The following is a 16,886-nucleotide window of genomic DNA, read 5'->3' as shown; positions in this document are numbered from 1 at the left end:
ATCATATTTTACATAGTTAAATACGGGATCGTACCACTTTACAAACAGTCACTTTTGAGGATTAAGGGGAGAATACCATGCAAGAATTAATATTTATGAAGAATTATAAAAACAATGAAGTACTGCGCAAGAGTTTTTTCGAGCTTGCTGTCAACACGTTTGAGATCAATTTTGAAGATTGGTATCAACAAGGATACTGGGGCGAGCGTTACATTCCTTATTCATATGTCGATGGAGACCAGGTTATTGCCAACGTTTCTGTTAACATCCTTGAGCTCATCATTCACGGTGAGAAGAAAAAAGCGATTCAAATCGGCACGGTGATGACACATCCTGATTATCGGGGGAAAGGACTCTCTACACGTTTAATGAACAAAGTTTTAGAGGAATACGAGAACAAGTACGATTATATGTACCTTTTTGCCAATGAATCTGTGCTCGATTTTTACCCCAAGTTTGGGTTTAAACCTGTGGAAGAACATCTTTTTTCAATAAATTATACGGCAAAAAAATCACCCGAGCCTGCGAACATCCGAAAACTAAATGTAACTAACGCGGAGGATTTACGTCTTATTCAAAAATTGGCATCGGAAAGATTGCCTGTTTCTCAGCATTTCGCAACCCATCATGCTCAAGGAATACTCATGTTTTATTGCCTGAATGTCTTTAGTGATGATATTTATTACTTGGAAAACGAAAACGTCATTGTTATTTATCAGAAAGAAGACAATCATATTGAGCTCTTCGACGTTGTTAGCTTAAACGAAATGAATATGAAAGATATCTTGGATAAGATTGCAGATGAAGATACAGAGAAAGTAACCTTTCATTTCACTCCAGATGCAACAGATGATATCGTTCTAAAAAGTTCGATCACCAATGAAGGTTTATTTGTAAGAACCCATGGTGAACATCTCTACCCTCTGCACGTTAAACACCCGATTACATCTATTGCTTGATGATTTATTTAATAAGACCTACCACCAGACCATACTTAAAAAAGATCAAAAAGGAGCAGGATTCCCTGCTCCTTCGTTATGTGAAACTTCTTTCTCTCATCAAACGTAAATTCAAAAGGTATAATGAAATCAGATGACCGTTCAGCATGATCTTATGACCATCATAATGAAGGAGGGGACATTCGTGGCGTTTATCCCGCTAAACTGCCCCAATTGCAACGGAAGAATTGAATACAAGAAGGATGAGGTTTTAAAGTGTCCCTATTGTGAAACAGAACTTTTATTGAAGCAAAATCATGTCTATTACGTAGACCAGACTATTAATCATTACCATGGAACGCCCCCTAAAGTACCACCGAAGCAGACTGCCTCCGTAAAGGTAATGCTGATACTGATGTTAGTCCTAACTGGCGCGATCGGTACATATTTTTATTATAGCAATAGCTCCACCTATCCAAAAACAGAAGCCAATCTGCCTGTACGAAAGATGCCTGAAAGCGAGGTTCTGCTCTCATTTTTGCGAGATATCTTTGATAAAGGGGCCGCCTTGCCAACAGAGGAGGAATTGGCTCGTATTCGCTATTTAACCGTAGAGCATTCGGAGAATGATCAGTGGAAGTTTACATATAGCCTCTCCGATCCCTTCAGCGACGAACAGGCCGAGAAGATCACTTATATTACTCAGGACAAGAAACTGAATAGCCAGCGGATTGATCAGCGAGATTTTGAAGCTTTTAAGGGACTGACGGCATTGGACCTGACGAATACCTATGAAATATCCCAGACGGACCAAACCACTTTGGCCCATATGCCCGGATTAAAAAGTTATGGTGGCGCTTTTAACGAATCCTTTAGTACATTTTCGGGCTACTTTGGCGACAAGTCTAAAATTACGGAGCTTACCACTCAGCTTCGTAGCAATCAGGAATTGGCTATGTTGCTGGAATTCCCCAATCTGAACTCTTTATCCATTACCTATGTGGATGAGTCCGTAACAAATTTTCACTTGTTAAACCAATTGCCAATCAAGTCCCTGTCGCTCACCTTTGTCGATGAACTCGGATGGTTGTCGTCCATGACCGGGTTATCATCCTTGTCTATACAGTACAGTGAAACCACAGACCTGCAGCCGCTATATGCCTTGACCCAGCTTCAGGAGCTTCAGTTGTCCTATTTAACGAATGTAAAGTCCATCGACTTTGTGCAAAATATGCCTGCTCTACAAAAGTTAGATATTGAAAATGTAAACTTCTCCAGTCTGGAGCGCTTGACCGGCAAAAACTCTATTACCACACTACGCCTGGCTTCTCTAAGTGAGCTTGGCTCCGTAAAGGCCATAAACAGTCTGCCCTCTTTGCGGGAATTAACGTTGTCCGGCTACTACGAGAATGCAGAAGCGCTGACACTGCCTAAAGTAGAGCGAGTGGAAATTCCAAGCTCCTTTCTCCCCGGGCTAAAGGCCCCGACTACAACCAGTCTGACGCTCCGTGGCGGAAGTGGGGAATTGAACTTGGCTGCGCTGGGGAAATTTCCGAAGCTGAAGCAGCTTTCCCTCTGGGAGATCAGTGAAATAACCCGTCTTGCCGCCCTGGACGGCTTGTCCCGCCTAGAGACTTTAAACATTTACGACTCGTCACTGTTCAAGGAAAGCGACGCCTTATTTCGTTTGAAGCAGGTGAAATCTTTGGTTTGCTCCGAGTGCAGGCTGAACTTTGAACAAAAGGCGGCCGCGGAGAACAGCGTACTTGAACATTTGACCTTAAACCAGTCATATTTTAGCATGAACAATACCTCTGTTACTGAAATTGATCAAATGATGCCTTACTTTGCCAACATGTCCGCTCTACGTTCCTTCACCATGCAGGATAGCAATTTGGATTCTTTAGAATTCATGAGTAACTGGCAGGCCATAGAAGAGCTTCATCTCGAGAACAATGCCATTTCCAATATCGAGACCCTAAGCCAGCTGCCTAATCTGCAAAAGGTATATCTATCCGGTAATTCCGTGCAAAACAAGTCCGTGCTTGGTGCGGGTGTGCACGTATATTAGCCAGTATACAGATCAATGGAGATTCTTAAACTCCTGTGATTAATGAACTTAAGAGAGGCGAAAGTCTCTCTTTTAGTTTTTCACCTAATGAATCTCAATGATTAGTCATTACATGATACGAAAAGCCGACTGCACTGATTTCAGGGCAATCGGCTTTTGATCTAACATCGACATAGCACGATAGCAGACCCAACAAAAAAATAGGGATTCGTCCCCCCTCTCTACTATTCAAGTTACTACCCACAAAACATATTTATATCATTCAATGCTGAATCAGCATGCCCTCTAACAAATGAACTTTCATCTTTTAATGCATCATGGATAAGTGGAAGAATCAACTGTTTATTCACTGCTCCATGTATTCTTGCGATATGGCCAAAACAAAGAACGGCTATTCCTCTTATATTTTCATTTTTATGCTGAGTGTATCGGACCATCAGTTCTTGTATAAACTCTCCATCATCCGCATTTAATGTTAGAGATAGCAAGCCATTTACGATTGTGTCAGGATTATCGGAATTGATCAGGTTTATAATCTCTTGATTCTTTTCTATGTTGTTGCTGTAACGTTCTACTCTTTCGTGAACTATATCATCTAGTTCCTTTTCGAAGGAGTTGATTTCTTGCCATATTTGTTGGTCAGATTCATTATTTGCGGCGGTTCTAAGCTTTTCAAATGCATGAATTAATCTTTTCTTTGTTTGTACTTCTTTATTCGTTTGTTTTAAGATTGTTCGTCTATCTCTATACATGATGTAGTGTTTTTTGAAGTTCTCACGAGCCTCAGTAAGTGAATAGTCTTGATTGGGTCCGTCCCAAACTTCATCTGCGTGCGGATCATCTTCCCAATTACATAAACAACAAATTTCCCAACCCTGTCTTTCCTCCAGTGTGGGATAGCCACAACAGGGACAATTAAATCTGTTCATATTAGCTACTCCTTTTCATCTCGCTTACCCAAACATGCCCAACCCTCACATTAAAAATTGTAATACATATACCACTCAAATTTATTGGATCATTCTTATATACCCTTTGCTTAATACATTCAATATTCTTTTTTGTGTTCTCTACACTAAAATCACATCTTCCTGAAGTTTGGAAAGTAAATACTGCTCAATTTTTAATATGAATCGCTATCACCGTAATTACCCATATAAAATAGAACCCTTCCGTCGTGTTGGAAGGGTTCTGAAACCGTAACATTTAGTTTAATCTTTTCTCACTAATATGGCTACACTCTCCACATGTGCGTGTGGACACTTAAAACAAGTTACAGGATTAGCATTTGCTCAATCAGGGGCAACTGACAGCAGCTGTCCTTATTTTCTCACCGGTAATATCAGTTCACTGCTGAACACTTTTGCTGATGTCTCGATATAACTAATGTGAGACATATCACCAATACCAGAAACTAGGGGTTCATAAACGCCTAAAAATTAACATATTATGTATAAAAATACGTACTGATACAGTGAGCCGGCCACTAACTAACATTTGAACACCTTTAGCCTTCTGAACCACTCAAAAATTCATTATACAGAATAGTCTGCATTTCCTAAGAGTATTGTAACTCCCTTATAGCTCAGGTAGATCTACACTTGCCCCATCAATTTCACTTCCTCTTAGCTGGTCTCCATTTGAAACCACAGTTCATACAGCCGTTAACAATTTCACTTCTCCCAACGAACCCGACTAATATACTTACTGGTAGCGCTAGAAACAAGGAGATTGCTCCTAATCCCATGAATAATATCATAAAGCTTTCTAAAGCATAGCTCACTCTATACAAATTGATAAGGTAGTTCGATACAATAGTCAGTATGCCAAAAAGAATCATAATACTAAGAGTTGTGAACAAGTTTGCGAAGCTGTAACCTCTTTTATTGGCTACCACTTGTTGTGACTTGCACTTACGACAAATAACTGCATTTACGCTCTTTGTACTGCTTGCTTGGGGACTAGTCGTCCTAGATTGACCGCTAACAGCCCTGTTAGTTTGTACGGATGATCTATTAGGCTGATTGTATGTAGTTCTATTATCACGTTGCACTTCGTTTGATTCCCTCCTCAATGAATGTTTGTAAGCATGTAGAACTATTCGACAAAACCTTCCAAAACCCTTTATCTTTCGAGCGTACCTTTATAAATCCATAGAACGGCCATAGATAGTAATGAGTTGGTGACGATGAACATTCAAAGAGAATTTATAATATATCCAAACTTGGGAACATTCTACGATCAGTGATAAGCATAGGCAACGATTGAAAGCCTACTTGAAACAAAAAAAGACACGGAAGAAAAACTCCGTGCCTTTAGAAAACAAATATCTTACTTTACCGAACTTGACGACATCCACGATGAACAAGTCTTGAAGCAGGTACTTCAAAGACTTATTCAAAAAATTGAAGGTAATAAATTTCAATTAAAGCCATGCATTACAACATTTCCCGTCCTCAGTGACTAGTGGTTTATACTATTCCAATAAAACTCTATTTAATATAATTCTCAAAAGAAATCTGATATTCAGAGTAATTTGAAGGATTGCTTTTTTCGAGTATTTTCAGAATAGCGGGTTCCCGGAAATCAATAGCATCTACGGAAAAATAGATAGTCTTCATATCTCCTTTCACATTATTATCAATCTTATATGATTCAATTACTTTTCCGTCCTGTATCAATTCGGTAGCTAGCATACTAGCCGTTCCTCTCAGCACATAAGCAGTAAATGAAATAGAATCATCGTTGATCAAGCTCATAACTTCATCAATAGATGCCGTCTTATCGTACTGTATATATTGATTATATGAATGTGCTGTCACCAATCTGTACGGTGTGTTGATAAAAACATCCATGTATTCAAACGTACTATCCTTGCTGGTCGAGGATAATAAGGGTAATTTAAAACTCTCATGAAACTCCTTATTATTTTTTCCGTAATCATGTAAAGGAAAAGGTGCGAGAGGGTTTTATTCTTTTACTACAATAATAAAAAAGAGGGGCTCTCGCTCCTCTTATTATTTCCGCCAATACATCTCAACTATTAGTCTTTCCTGACCAACAGTGAGTAACACTCCACATGACTAGTGTTGATGCAGACAGCGGCGATTTTCATACGATGAAAAGACACATGGCACAGTATGCCTGTTGATGCGGCTCATTTCTAGCAATATTAGATGTGATTTTACCTGAAAGCCTTTAACATTAAAAATAATTGATTATTAAAATGTACTTCATTCGTATATATTTTTGTAAATAGACCAATGCACTTGTCTATGATTTCCCCAGTGAACTTTTGGGACATGATGGCTTTATTCGAATAAATCCGTACTGTCTTCCAGTCATGAATAATTTGGTCCAATAACGGGTCAAGCGTATGTTTTGCATTGATATGATCAATGTTGTACTTATAGAGAGTATTTAACCTGTATTTCTCAGAACATTTTCTATAAATAGTACTGCTCAATGTTTCGATAATCGTTTCATTTTTTATAATGAGCTCGTAATTTTCTGCCAACAACAGTATATTATTCAAACTTTCCGTTATTTCATTTTGATACCTGCACATATTTTCTACGAATGTATTGATGGTTGTGTGCGCTAAATTCTTATTGTTCAAGTTCTCATGATTACCGGGGGGCACTAGCGCATATTCCCAAAAGTAGTCCGGCATCTTTACGTGTTCCGAAGTCATACATGACCATTTAAATTCTGAAAATGGCAGAGAATATTGTCTGTATTCTGTAATATCATCAACCGTATATATTTCCTCGTTCGTAAGATTGAAGCCATAGACAAAAACAGGGTGCAGTCCATGTTTTTTGTTATAGTAAAAGTCTCTCCCGCGTTGATAAAATAAATCAATAAATATGGAAATCGGATGACCACTTGAAATAGAGTTTATGATCTCATCTTGTAACGTATCTAGTTCAGGGGATTTTTTACGAATAGAGATCCCCATTTCCTCAAGGATCTGATCTCCCTCCTCAAGATCCAACACCTCTAACTTGAAATATCCTCTTGTTTGTATTTTTTGTTTATCAAATCTATAAATGCTAATAACATTATTCAAAATCGGCAACTCATCTTTTTTAAAATATCTGGCAAGCGTTAACAACAAATTGTAGCCGCAATTAAAATAAGGAAAATTATGATGAGGATACATTTTTGTCATGCCGTCGAAGGGCTGAAAGGTGTCCAGGGAAATAATTTCTTCCATAAAATATTTCTCCTATACTAAAATTATTGTTGATATTACGGCTATATTACCTCTTAACAAGGTTCATCATACGGTATTGCAGCGTTCCAGCCTTCATCTCTTCATATTTCTTCGAGCCGGGCAATGCGATGAATTCATTGATATCTCCAATATTCGTGCTCGCTTTGGCGTTGCTCGCAATCCCTTGTGTGCCAGTACGCTGCTTCGCACTCTCATCACATGACAGAAGAACATTCGAAGTCACATCCTGATTGCGGATTACAGACAGGCCTGCTTCCTCTAACAGCCTGATGTTATGCGCTACCTGATCTCCCAGCATCAGCTCCGTATACAGAAATACGCCGCCAACTCTCATTATCCGGTACACTTCTTCATAGAATCGTGATCGGTTCGGATAGGCATGTGCGGATTCTATATTTAACACCACATCGAAGCTCTCGTCTGCAAACGGTATATTCTCCGCATCGCCGACGAGATACAAAGATTCACCCCCTCGGGATTTGGCATTGCAATAGGCAATATTCGCCGGGCAGATGTCGAGACCGACAATAGACAGCGGCTTGAAATATTTAGACAGAGCTGCTATGTTCCCTCCCCTGCCGCATCCGATGTCGATCACCTGTCGCTCCCGAATCACCGTCCTGCCCACTGTCTCAAGCAGCAGCTTGACCGAGTTTCTATTCCATGCATCGTCGGGCTCGATCACCGCATGTTGCTCATTCCCGTGCGGGACGTAACCATAATTTAAAAAGGTGGCGAATCGTCCTATACCGGACAGTGCAAGGGAGTGCGAAATCTCGCTATAATCTCGAATTTCAGCCTCTTTCCGGTTCCATTCGGAAGGGTGGACAAACTGCTCACGCCGGTCGAGCATCGATACATAACGGTCATCGTTCGTATATACCGCATCGCAGCTACAGCATTGTAGCAATGCCTCCGACTGGACCAGCACGCCCTTGCAGCTGGAGCATACCAACCTTGCAGGTAGATGTTGTAGCATGACTATCACCCAGCCGACGTATGCATTTGATTCAACGCGTACACATTATAGTAATTTGGGATATTCAAATCTTCGTAGTAATCGATCACGGCATAGAAACCGTTGGTTTGAAAGATGTTCTCGAGCCTGCTGATCTGCTCTCCGTCCAGTCCGTGTACCTCCATTACAATTTGCCTGATTTTGCCCCAATCTTCCGGTTCGATTCCTTCCAGCACCTCGAACTCACTTTTTTCCACGTCGATTTTGAGAAGATCAATTTGGTTCAGATCATAAAAACGGATCATTTCGGAGATCGTAGTTAGCTTGCAACGATAGATTTGTTCATTCAGAAGCTTCGGCGACATAAGATGATCGACAAAGCGGTTTAGCATTCGCCGGTCAGCGAAATTATCTTCGTAATGGTTGATTAACCCGTATCGGAGATCTTGATCGTGGTTCTCCCTGTATTTGATCTGGACAGAGTCCGTGGACATCGTAGGAAAATAGGCAAACTCCGCTTCCTTGATCTCATTGGAAAGCCCGACGTTAACCGTCGTTACGCGAGGCAGCGAGCTCGTATTCATCTTCAAGAGTTTAAACGTCGGAGGCAGTGGCTCAAAGGCATACACCCTGCAGTCGCTCTTGCTGCTGACATATAGGCTAAACATGCCGATATTAGCCCCGACGTCCAGGACCGTGCCATGATCCGGAAGCGTAATCCCGTGCTTGAAATACATCTCCTTGTGGAAAATCTCGTTGTAGAGAAACTCGGTCTCTCCTTCGTTGTTTTGATAGATTTCAATCCCGTTGTGCAGCCGTTTCTTTGTAATGGCGTCTGTCTGCAATGGATGACGCTCATGCTCCGTCTTGCTCATTCAATTCACCTTCTCAACAATTTGTTTGTAGGGCATTTCTCTAACTGCTGGCGCTTTCATAGCGTTTGACGGCCAGCTTCCAGAACAGCCTGACCACTAGAAGCGATATAACGGGAGCTACAAAAATCCATATCCCAAGGAACAAGTCCAATCGATCGATCAAATAAACCGACGGCATGTTGGTGATGAACAAGATCGGCACAACATACAGCCCAATTCTCCGCAGCCATTTGGGGTATATGTACATCGGCATATTGTTCAAATCCCAACATTTGTCGAGTATTTCGAAGATCGAACCGGATTTCACCGTCCAGAAGGCAAGGATTTGAGGAAGTAGAAGTACCGAATAGGTCACGATTGTGCTACTCAAGATCACGCCGATATATCCGGCCACGTGGATCAAGCTTGGCTCGATGTCAAGACGCCGCCAGGCCAGTACGATCATCGTGATCCCGGCGATCAGGTTCGGGATCGGAAACGCGAAGTTAACATGCCGGAATGAAATCATGAACTGCAGCGAAAGCGGCTTCGTCATATACAAGTCCAGCGTCCCGTTGCGGATATGGCCGGCGAATCTATAAAAGTTATCCATAAACAGTCCTGTATAGATTGCGATCATAATCGTATAGGTCCCCGTGAAGATCAACATCTGGTCAGGAGAAATGCCATTGATTTCGATCCCGAGCTGGAAAACGAACAAGATATAGATCAGCTTGGAAAACAGAAATACGGTCTCCATGATCAAACCGGAGTAGAAATTCGCTTTGTATTCCATGTAACCGACCAAGCTGTTCTTTGCGAAAATAAAGAACATACGTACATGCTTCCGAAACTCCGTCAAGCTGATACTCACAGATCTAACCTCCAACGGCTACATATTTCCTCATCCCGGAATCCCACGACAACTTCGAAATCATCATAAGCACAATTACCCAGACCGCTTGTAAGAGGAGTCCGCGTACGATTTCATGAATCGCCATGCTCCCATTGATGATGTTAACCGGGAAGAATACGACATATTGAAACGGTAAATAGCTGGAGATTCTGGCAAACGTATCTCCGAAAATATTAAGCGGAAAGATGGCACCACTTAGCAGATAGACGCCTTGGTTGAACGCGATATAAACGCCCCAAACCTCGGTAATGATGAACGCGAGAGCACTAATCGAATAAAAAAGCAGGAAGTTGATGAGCAGTCCGAACAGAATGCTGACCAGGAACATAACGATCTGCACCCCTCTAAGCTGAAACCCCCAAATCTGAGTAAAAACGATCATCAGTATGACGAATAAGACAAGGACGATCCCGATCTGAACCGTTTTCCCACCGAAAAAATTGCATATCCGATAGCTGAAATAATGAATGGGCTGAGCGATAAATTTGCTCAGTCCACCCGTCTTGATATCATTCGCGATTTCCCCTTCGAAGCCGGCAGAAACCAGCTTGGAGACGACGCCGGACAACACGGAATAAATGATGATCTGTGAATAAGTATAGCCATTAATAATCTCTTGCGGCGAACTGCGAAACACGGCCGTCCAGAGGAAGCATTGGACGAGAATGATGAAGCCGCCGCTGATGATACTCATAAAGAAATCGGTCCGATACTCCATCGCATTCTGAAGCGCAAGGATGTACGTCCTTTTATACTTCTGTAAGGCTTTCATGTCTGACCCCATCTTTCTGATACAAGCTTTCGATGCCTCGCTCGACAGGTATATCTTCAACTGTGAAATCAAGGATCGGGAACCGGTCCAGCATCATCTTGGAAAGCCGCTGAAGGTCATGCTTATCGATCTCCATGACGGCATTCATACCGTCATGTTGCATGATAGCGCCATAGTCGCTTAGCGCTTGCCTCGGCACTTCGTCCGTAAATTGCAGCTTGATGATCTTTTTTGCATGAAACAGCTCGTTCACACGCCGAAGATCGCCGTCGTATACGATCTTCCCTTGATTGATGATGATCGTTCGTTTGCATAAATCCTCAATATCTGCCATATAGTGGCTTGTCAGAATGACCGTTGCTTTCGTCTGCTGGTTATAATACTTCAGGAACTCCCGAATGCGCTTCTGCGAAATCAGATCGAGTCCGATTGTAGGCTCATCCAGAAAAATCACCTTAGGCCGGTGGATGAGCGACGCAATTAGCTCCATCTTCATCCGTTCCCCCAGTGAAAGCCTACGTACCTGAATATTGAGCAGATCTTTAACATCAAGCATCTCCGTAAGCTCATCCAGGACAAGGTTGTAGGGCTTATCCTCGACCTCATAAATGCATTTGTTCAGGTACAACGATTCGTTCGCCGGTAAATCCCACCACAACTGCGATTTCTGCCCCATCACGATCGAGAACTGCATCTTGAATTCTTTTTTTCGCTCCCAAGGGACATAGCCTAATACCGTCGCTTGCCCGCTTGTCGGATACAAGATGCCGGACAGCATCTTAAGCGTAGTTGTTTTGCCAGAACCGTTCGGGCCTAAGAACCCGACCATCTCGCCTTGCTCGATTACAAGTGATATCTCGCTAACCGCTTCTTTGATCAGTGATTTCCGCTTCACTAAATTTTTTAGCGATTTTTTGAACCCCAATTCTTTTTCGTAGTAATTGAAGCTTTTGGATAAGCGTTCCACTTGGATAATACTCACTGATTCACCTCATTTATGCTCATGTAGAATAGTTAAACACCGTGCAAATGCAAGACACTGCACTTGGAACATGCCGGTGTCAGTCGTTCATCCATCATTTCCCTTATCCTTCTGTAGGTCATGCCGTGCCATAATTCCTGTACGGACGCTTCATTTAATTTGCCGATCTCGAACTCTTTGAAAAATTTGCACGCAACAATCGTTCCATCGGGCGTAATATCCATCCGGTTCGAGAGAGCCAGGCACTTCTTGTTCATCGTGCCTTTACTCTTCACCTCTTTGCCGAGCACGAAATCTTCGATCTGGTCATAATCCAGATTCGGCTGGTAGCGTAAACGCATTTTCCAGACCCGATTATTCACCCGGTCCAACTCGCTCATCAAAGCAGGGATACGCTCCGGATCGAGCTTGTAGTTAAAGGCGTGCCAGCTTCGTTCGCCCTTGTGCTCGCTCGCCGCAAGGAAGTCGAACTTCTGGTCAAAGTAATCGTCCATTCCCTGCGTGCACTCGTCCGAGATGTACCACGGGAAACAGACCATGACCATATCTACACCGACGTCCTCCAGAAAGTCCAACAGATCGTACAGCTTGTCGGTCATAGCATCGTTAACGACGGTATGGATCGTAATTTTGCCCTTGAATCGGTTTTCCTTGCGCAGCTCGACTAGCATCCGAATAGCATCTATCGCCTTGTTGAATACCCCTTTGCCGCGAAGCGCATCATTCTCTTCTTCGAATCCATCAAGTGCAATGAGCAGCTCCAGGTTGTCGGAGATTCTCAGCAAGGCGTCCAGCTTTCGCTCGATCAGCATCGCGTTCGTGCAGATCGTCGTCTCGCGAGGATGGGCTTCAAGCAAATCGGCCAAACGGTCGAAATGGCTGTATACGAGCGGCTCGCCGCCCCAGATATAGAGTCTCGACTTGGCTGGTTCCGTCTCGAGGATCAGCTTCTCCAGCAGCCCGTAGTCGAGCTGTTCCCGCTGCTGCTCCGGTGTCATAAAGTGATGATAGCCGGTGTCGTTCCATTGATAGCAATGCTTGCAGCGCAAGTTGCATTGGTTCGTCAGTTTAATCCCGACCGACTCTGGCAACGGTGTCGCGTAACCCGCTATTTTCTCCATGTTCCGCTTGGTTTCCACCGTATTCTTGATAGTACGTTTCAATATTTGCAAATCCTTTGGGGAACGTTTAATCTCTGATTTCGGATTCATATCAACACCACCCTTCTTAAACCTATTAGGTCATTCACATGAATCAATAGATATAATACCTTGAACAAGCCGTACAAATCGGAAGCATATTTTTTTTCATATACGCGCGATAATCTTTGTACTTGTCACTACTCCAGATATCCAGCAAACTCTCTTCGTTCACGTTGCCAAAGGTCAGATCATAGAAGGCATGGCAGGGAGAAACGTCGCCCCTTGCCGTAATCTCCGCATAAACCCATGGAAGGGAGCACCGATTCCGTTTATCAGCCATCTGATGGAATTGCCCCGAGAAATAGTTGCTCAAATTTTGTTCATCTATCGTCTTCGGATAGGTGATCACATGGATGCTGTTTTTCAAGCAATACGCTTTAACATTATTGAGCTGTCTCGTCAATTCCGGAATATCGATCTGGCTGAACGAACTGGTGTCACGCCACACCATCCCCTTGGCATAAGGAGCTTCATGAACGTCGAATTTGTCACTAAGAACCTCCACATATTGGGCATACTGCTCTTCCGTTGCATAGAGTTGCACTTCCATGCTGATATGGTCCAACATTGACAAGTCGATATGCTTAAAGAAAAATTCCTCAACGTACATATAGTTCAAGGGCGTAATGATAAAGGATACACCCATTTTCGGAAATTGCTTGCCCTTGCTTTCCCGAAGCTCATAAAGCTTCTCGATCCCCTTGATTACTTTCTTGAATACGCCTTTGCCTCTCTGCTTATCGTTGATTTCCTCAGGGCCGTCGAGCGACATCCAGATCTTATTTGGAGCAGTCTCGACAAGCATCTCGGCATGCTGCTCAAGCAATGTGCCGTTCGTGGGGAAGTCCGCTTTACTTCCATAGTGATTGATCATGGCGAGAATGTCGCTCAGCCAAGGGTACATCAGCGGCTCGCCGCCGAAGAAATCGTAATACGGCTTGCCCGGGCTGCACTCGACGATGATCTTTTTAATGAGATCCGGATCCAGATGCGCTAACGTTTTTTTGCTTTTGTAGGGACCTTCGAGTCCCCACTCATAGCACATCTTGCATCGTAAATTACACTCCTCCAACAGCTGCATGACGATCCATCTCGGATAGCTTGTCTTTGTCTTATCTTGGGCGATACTCAATTTGTTTACGCTCATCGCATAACCCCTTCTGCCATTGAAATCTTACCCCTTCGTTAACGCGACTCTCGCACAATAATGATCCACATAATTCGTCCGTTCTCTGGGTCTGTTCATGATCGCTTGATGCATCTCCCTAAGGACCTCTACGGAAAAATCCATCTCCCGCCACTTCTCGTAGCGTATTCCGAACCCCAGTGATTCCCACAATTCCAAATTGCTAAGCTCGTGACTTCCGAACGGCTCCAGCAGAATAAGAGGGGTTTCGGATGCAAGCGAGTCGATTAATGTGCCCGCTCCCGGCTTGGCCACGATAGCCATCGCCTCCGAAGCGATATCGAATAACCAATGATGATCAACCTCAGCGGCGTATGACTTCGTGTCTTCTCCCGTTATTTCGATGTATGGCGGAAACTCGTGCAGGCCGTTCGCACTCTTCACCCATGCACACCATTCCGGATCATTCATCCAATATCGGTGATCGGGATCGGGCTTCGCTTCCTTCCAATCGTAAGCTACGATATCAAGCCCATAGTTATGGGAGGCAAGCTCTGGAATTGTACTTTGATAAGTGCCCATCCCCCAGCCGCCGCCATGAACAACAAGCCGCCGCTTCCTTGAGTCGAAGGGCAGTGCCGTACGATGAAGAACCGGGATTTCGCATCGAATCTCCATCTTGTCGGTGTCATAGAGACAAGCATTGTAATAATACTCGTCATAGCTAGGATGAAACTTCTTCAAGCTCTTCCAAGACGGGGCCAGATCTGAATCGACGTAGAGCAGGTCTACATGAATTTGATTCGGCAGCATCTTCTCCCTATACAAATCCAGAATATAGATCCAGTGTCCGGATAACGATATGAATTCGTACCGCTCTTCCGCTTTCCACGCCTCCAGCAATAGCTCGACCTGGGCATAATCAATGCTGCCCCGGATATCCATCGGCATTCGGGCCGATAAATTGGCAAGTGCGAAATTATTGTGGTAAGCCTTTCTGCTGTCTACAATATGATCCATCTTGTCTTGCTCCAAATAGCTTTCGAACACGAGCACTTCCGTCGCGATATCCCTTTTCTCGAAATCACTTGCAGCTAACAGGCCGGGAATATAGAAACCCAGACCGAAACCCGAGCATAGAATCGTCACTTTCCGCTCACCCATAAAATTTCTTCCTCCATTCATGGCTTCAAGCGCTTCGGACTGCATCAGCGGGCGATCTTGAAGGATAACGACGACAGCACCTCATTAACCTTAGTGGTCAATCGTTCGTTATCCCATTCCCCTTCGATCAACGAATAATATAATCTGCCTTTCACCTGCTTATTCCGGATCCCCTTGCACTCGCTGACGACTTTGTTAATAAAGAGCGTATTCGCGCTTAAAGGTAAAATACCGAATCCTCGATCAGGCTTATATAGAACACCCTCGCGGTCCAGCGATTCAAGCAATTGATCGAATGATACATCGCATGCAAACTGTAAAGTCGCATGTGTCATGCTCCCGGCCGTGTCGTGCTTCTTCAGGTAGCGGTCAACGTAATGCTTGATCAGACTCATCGATCTTCTTGCATTCACCTCAACAATCGGAACGATGCGGCCGTCTGTCAACAGCATAGAATCGACGCATACGTCGCCGTGATAACCCGACCGATAAAGCTCGCGAGCCGCCCGTTTCATTACATCAAAATACTTCGCTTCCTGCAGCATATGAAGCAACCTATCGTCTGCTGTATAGGAGCCTTGGTAAGCGAAATTGTGATTGACCAACTGCTGCACTGAGATATGTCGGTAAGTGCCGTCCGGATCGATGTGGAATTGGCAAGAAAAATCCAATTCCTTGCGGAGGAACGGCTCAATAATAAACCGAACCGTTTTTCCCTTGCTGCACTGATCGGCGACATAGGATGTGACTCGCCGCAAAATCGCTTCCGACTCGATCAGCAAATTGCCTTTCCCCGATACCCCAAACTCATCTTTGATCAGGAAGGGTCCTTGATTCAGCAAAGTCAAGCCGCTTGCCAGCAGCTCTTCGGGAGAATAGACCGTCTGGCTGTCACACCGAAGATCAAGGCGACGGTTCAATTCGGTTGAATACAGCTTCGAATTGACAGTCTGAACCGTTTCGATAGCTGGAAAATCCTGTTCCAGCCCGTAACGCGCTGCAGTACGATCCGCCCCCGGAATGACGGCAAAGGGCGACAACCGGGCGCCGTCCAGCAAGTAGAGATCCATGTCACCTATTCGATCGGCTGATGTGAGCAGGTCGAATATATTGGCGGTTCTGCCTACGCTTCCTACATCAGGACTCTCGAGATCGGTTGAATTGGAAAGAAATTTAAATCCGATCTCATGCAAATACTCTTTATGGCAAACGTTCATTCGATAGCGAGTAATGAGCTTATCCTGCGCCTCGCAAAATGGGAAGAGCAGCTCATCCATGGCCATCACGATATTCTCCATTTCAGGATCGTGAAACGACGGCAGTTTGGCTAGATTAGGGTCGCGCCAGAAGCGTTCCGCGTCAAATGTCCCGATAATGAGCTCGAACTTGCGTCTATCGTTCATACAGGCGCTGTTTTCTGCAGCTCCGAGATATAATTGCAGAAGGTCGTGACCGACTCCATAAGATTGAAGTCGAATTGTTCAAAATCGATTTCAATACCGAAACGCTCTTCCACCTGTAGTACAAAAGTAATTAGCTGTAAAGAGTCCAATCCCCCGTCTTCCATGATGTTCGAATGCTCGTTCAAACTGTTTGCCAGTTGGGCGTCTTCCTTGATTTCGCATATCAACGCTATGATCTGTTCTTGCATAGGTACCTCCCG

Annotated in this window: 15 protein-coding genes; 2 read left to right on the top strand and 13 right to left on the bottom strand. The window is 43.8% G+C overall.

Features of this window, described 5'->3' with window-relative positions; translation table 11 throughout:
• Positions 1 to 77 precede the first annotated feature (77 nt).
• Together MKY01_RS04175 and MKY01_RS04170 are read left to right on the top strand one after the other, a co-directional pair.
• Entirely contained in the window at positions 78 to 959 is an 882-nt protein-coding gene (locus tag MKY01_RS04175) for a GNAT family N-acetyltransferase (protein ID WP_076253804.1), read from the top strand.
• Positions 960 to 1,353: 394 nt separating this feature from the next.
• Positions 1,354 to 3,009, top strand: a complete 1,656-nt coding sequence (locus tag MKY01_RS04170) for a leucine-rich repeat domain-containing protein (protein ID WP_339285484.1) — start codon at positions 1,354 to 1,356, stop codon at positions 3,007 to 3,009.
• 236 nt (positions 3,010 to 3,245) lie between these two features.
• Here the strand turns inward: MKY01_RS04170 and MKY01_RS04165 are convergent, their stop codons facing one another.
• The 13 genes from MKY01_RS04165 to MKY01_RS04105 form a co-directional block, all read right to left on the bottom strand.
• The gene (locus tag MKY01_RS04165) at positions 3,246 to 3,938 is read right to left on the bottom strand and encodes a CPCC family cysteine-rich protein (protein ID WP_339285482.1); all 693 of its coding nucleotides are present in this window, start codon (positions 3,936 to 3,938) and stop codon (positions 3,246 to 3,248) included.
• Between the two features lie 1,563 nt (positions 3,939 to 5,501).
• Complete coding sequence (locus MKY01_RS04160; RefSeq protein WP_339285481.1) at positions 5,502 to 5,864, bottom strand: hypothetical protein; 363 nt, start codon at positions 5,862 to 5,864, stop codon at positions 5,502 to 5,504.
• A gap of 329 nt (positions 5,865 to 6,193) precedes the next feature.
• The gene (locus MKY01_RS04155; RefSeq protein WP_282319418.1) at positions 6,194 to 7,228 is read right to left on the bottom strand and encodes a hypothetical protein; all 1,035 of its coding nucleotides are present in this window, start codon (positions 7,226 to 7,228) and stop codon (positions 6,194 to 6,196) included.
• Positions 7,229 to 7,274: 46 nt separating this feature from the next.
• Positions 7,275 to 8,228 (bottom strand): class I SAM-dependent methyltransferase, encoded by a 954-nt coding sequence (locus MKY01_RS04150; protein ID WP_339285479.1) that lies wholly within the window; start codon positions 8,226 to 8,228, stop codon positions 7,275 to 7,277.
• A gap of 5 nt (positions 8,229 to 8,233) precedes the next feature.
• Complete coding sequence (locus tag MKY01_RS04145) at positions 8,234 to 9,082, bottom strand: FkbM family methyltransferase (RefSeq protein WP_127546847.1); 849 nt, start codon at positions 9,080 to 9,082, stop codon at positions 8,234 to 8,236.
• Between the two features lie 40 nt (positions 9,083 to 9,122).
• Positions 9,123 to 9,935 (bottom strand): ABC-2 family transporter protein, encoded by an 813-nt coding sequence (locus tag MKY01_RS04140; protein ID WP_017690645.1) that lies wholly within the window; start codon positions 9,933 to 9,935, stop codon positions 9,123 to 9,125.
• A gap of 4 nt (positions 9,936 to 9,939) precedes the next feature.
• Complete coding sequence (locus MKY01_RS04135; RefSeq protein WP_339285477.1) at positions 9,940 to 10,749, bottom strand: ABC-2 family transporter protein; 810 nt, start codon at positions 10,747 to 10,749, stop codon at positions 9,940 to 9,942.
• Positions 10,727 to 11,731, bottom strand: a complete 1,005-nt coding sequence (locus tag MKY01_RS04130) for an ATP-binding cassette domain-containing protein (RefSeq protein ID WP_074093526.1) — start codon at positions 11,729 to 11,731, stop codon at positions 10,727 to 10,729. The genes MKY01_RS04135 and MKY01_RS04130 overlap by 23 nt, the downstream gene beginning before the upstream one ends.
• A 32-nt stretch (positions 11,732 to 11,763) precedes the next feature.
• Positions 11,764 to 12,942, bottom strand: coding sequence for a radical SAM protein (locus MKY01_RS04125; RefSeq protein ID WP_339285474.1), 1,179 nt, complete (start codon positions 12,940 to 12,942; stop codon positions 11,764 to 11,766).
• Between the two features lie 43 nt (positions 12,943 to 12,985).
• Positions 12,986 to 14,080, bottom strand: a complete 1,095-nt coding sequence (locus MKY01_RS04120; protein WP_339285472.1) for a radical SAM protein — start codon at positions 14,078 to 14,080, stop codon at positions 12,986 to 12,988.
• Positions 14,081 to 14,107: 27 nt separating this feature from the next.
• Positions 14,108 to 15,223: a UDP-glucuronosyltransferase gene (locus tag MKY01_RS04115; protein ID WP_339285470.1), complete on the bottom strand. Its 1,116-nt coding sequence runs from the start codon at positions 15,221 to 15,223 to the stop codon at positions 14,108 to 14,110.
• A 44-nt stretch (positions 15,224 to 15,267) separates the two neighbouring features.
• Positions 15,268 to 16,626, bottom strand: coding sequence for a hypothetical protein (locus MKY01_RS04110; protein ID WP_339285469.1), 1,359 nt, complete (start codon positions 16,624 to 16,626; stop codon positions 15,268 to 15,270).
• Positions 16,623 to 16,874 (bottom strand): acyl carrier protein, encoded by a 252-nt coding sequence (locus tag MKY01_RS04105; RefSeq protein WP_017690652.1) that lies wholly within the window; start codon positions 16,872 to 16,874, stop codon positions 16,623 to 16,625. Before MKY01_RS04105 ends, MKY01_RS04110 begins: the two co-directional genes overlap by 4 nt.
• Positions 16,875 to 16,886 lie beyond the last annotated feature (12 nt).

Source organism: Paenibacillus sp. FSL R5-0486 (assembly GCF_037975155.1).
Classification (GTDB): Bacteria; Bacillota; Bacilli; order Paenibacillales; family Paenibacillaceae; genus Paenibacillus; species Paenibacillus amylolyticus.
Note: the sequence above shows the minus strand (reverse complement) of the source record. Positions and strands in the feature narration are given on the sequence as shown.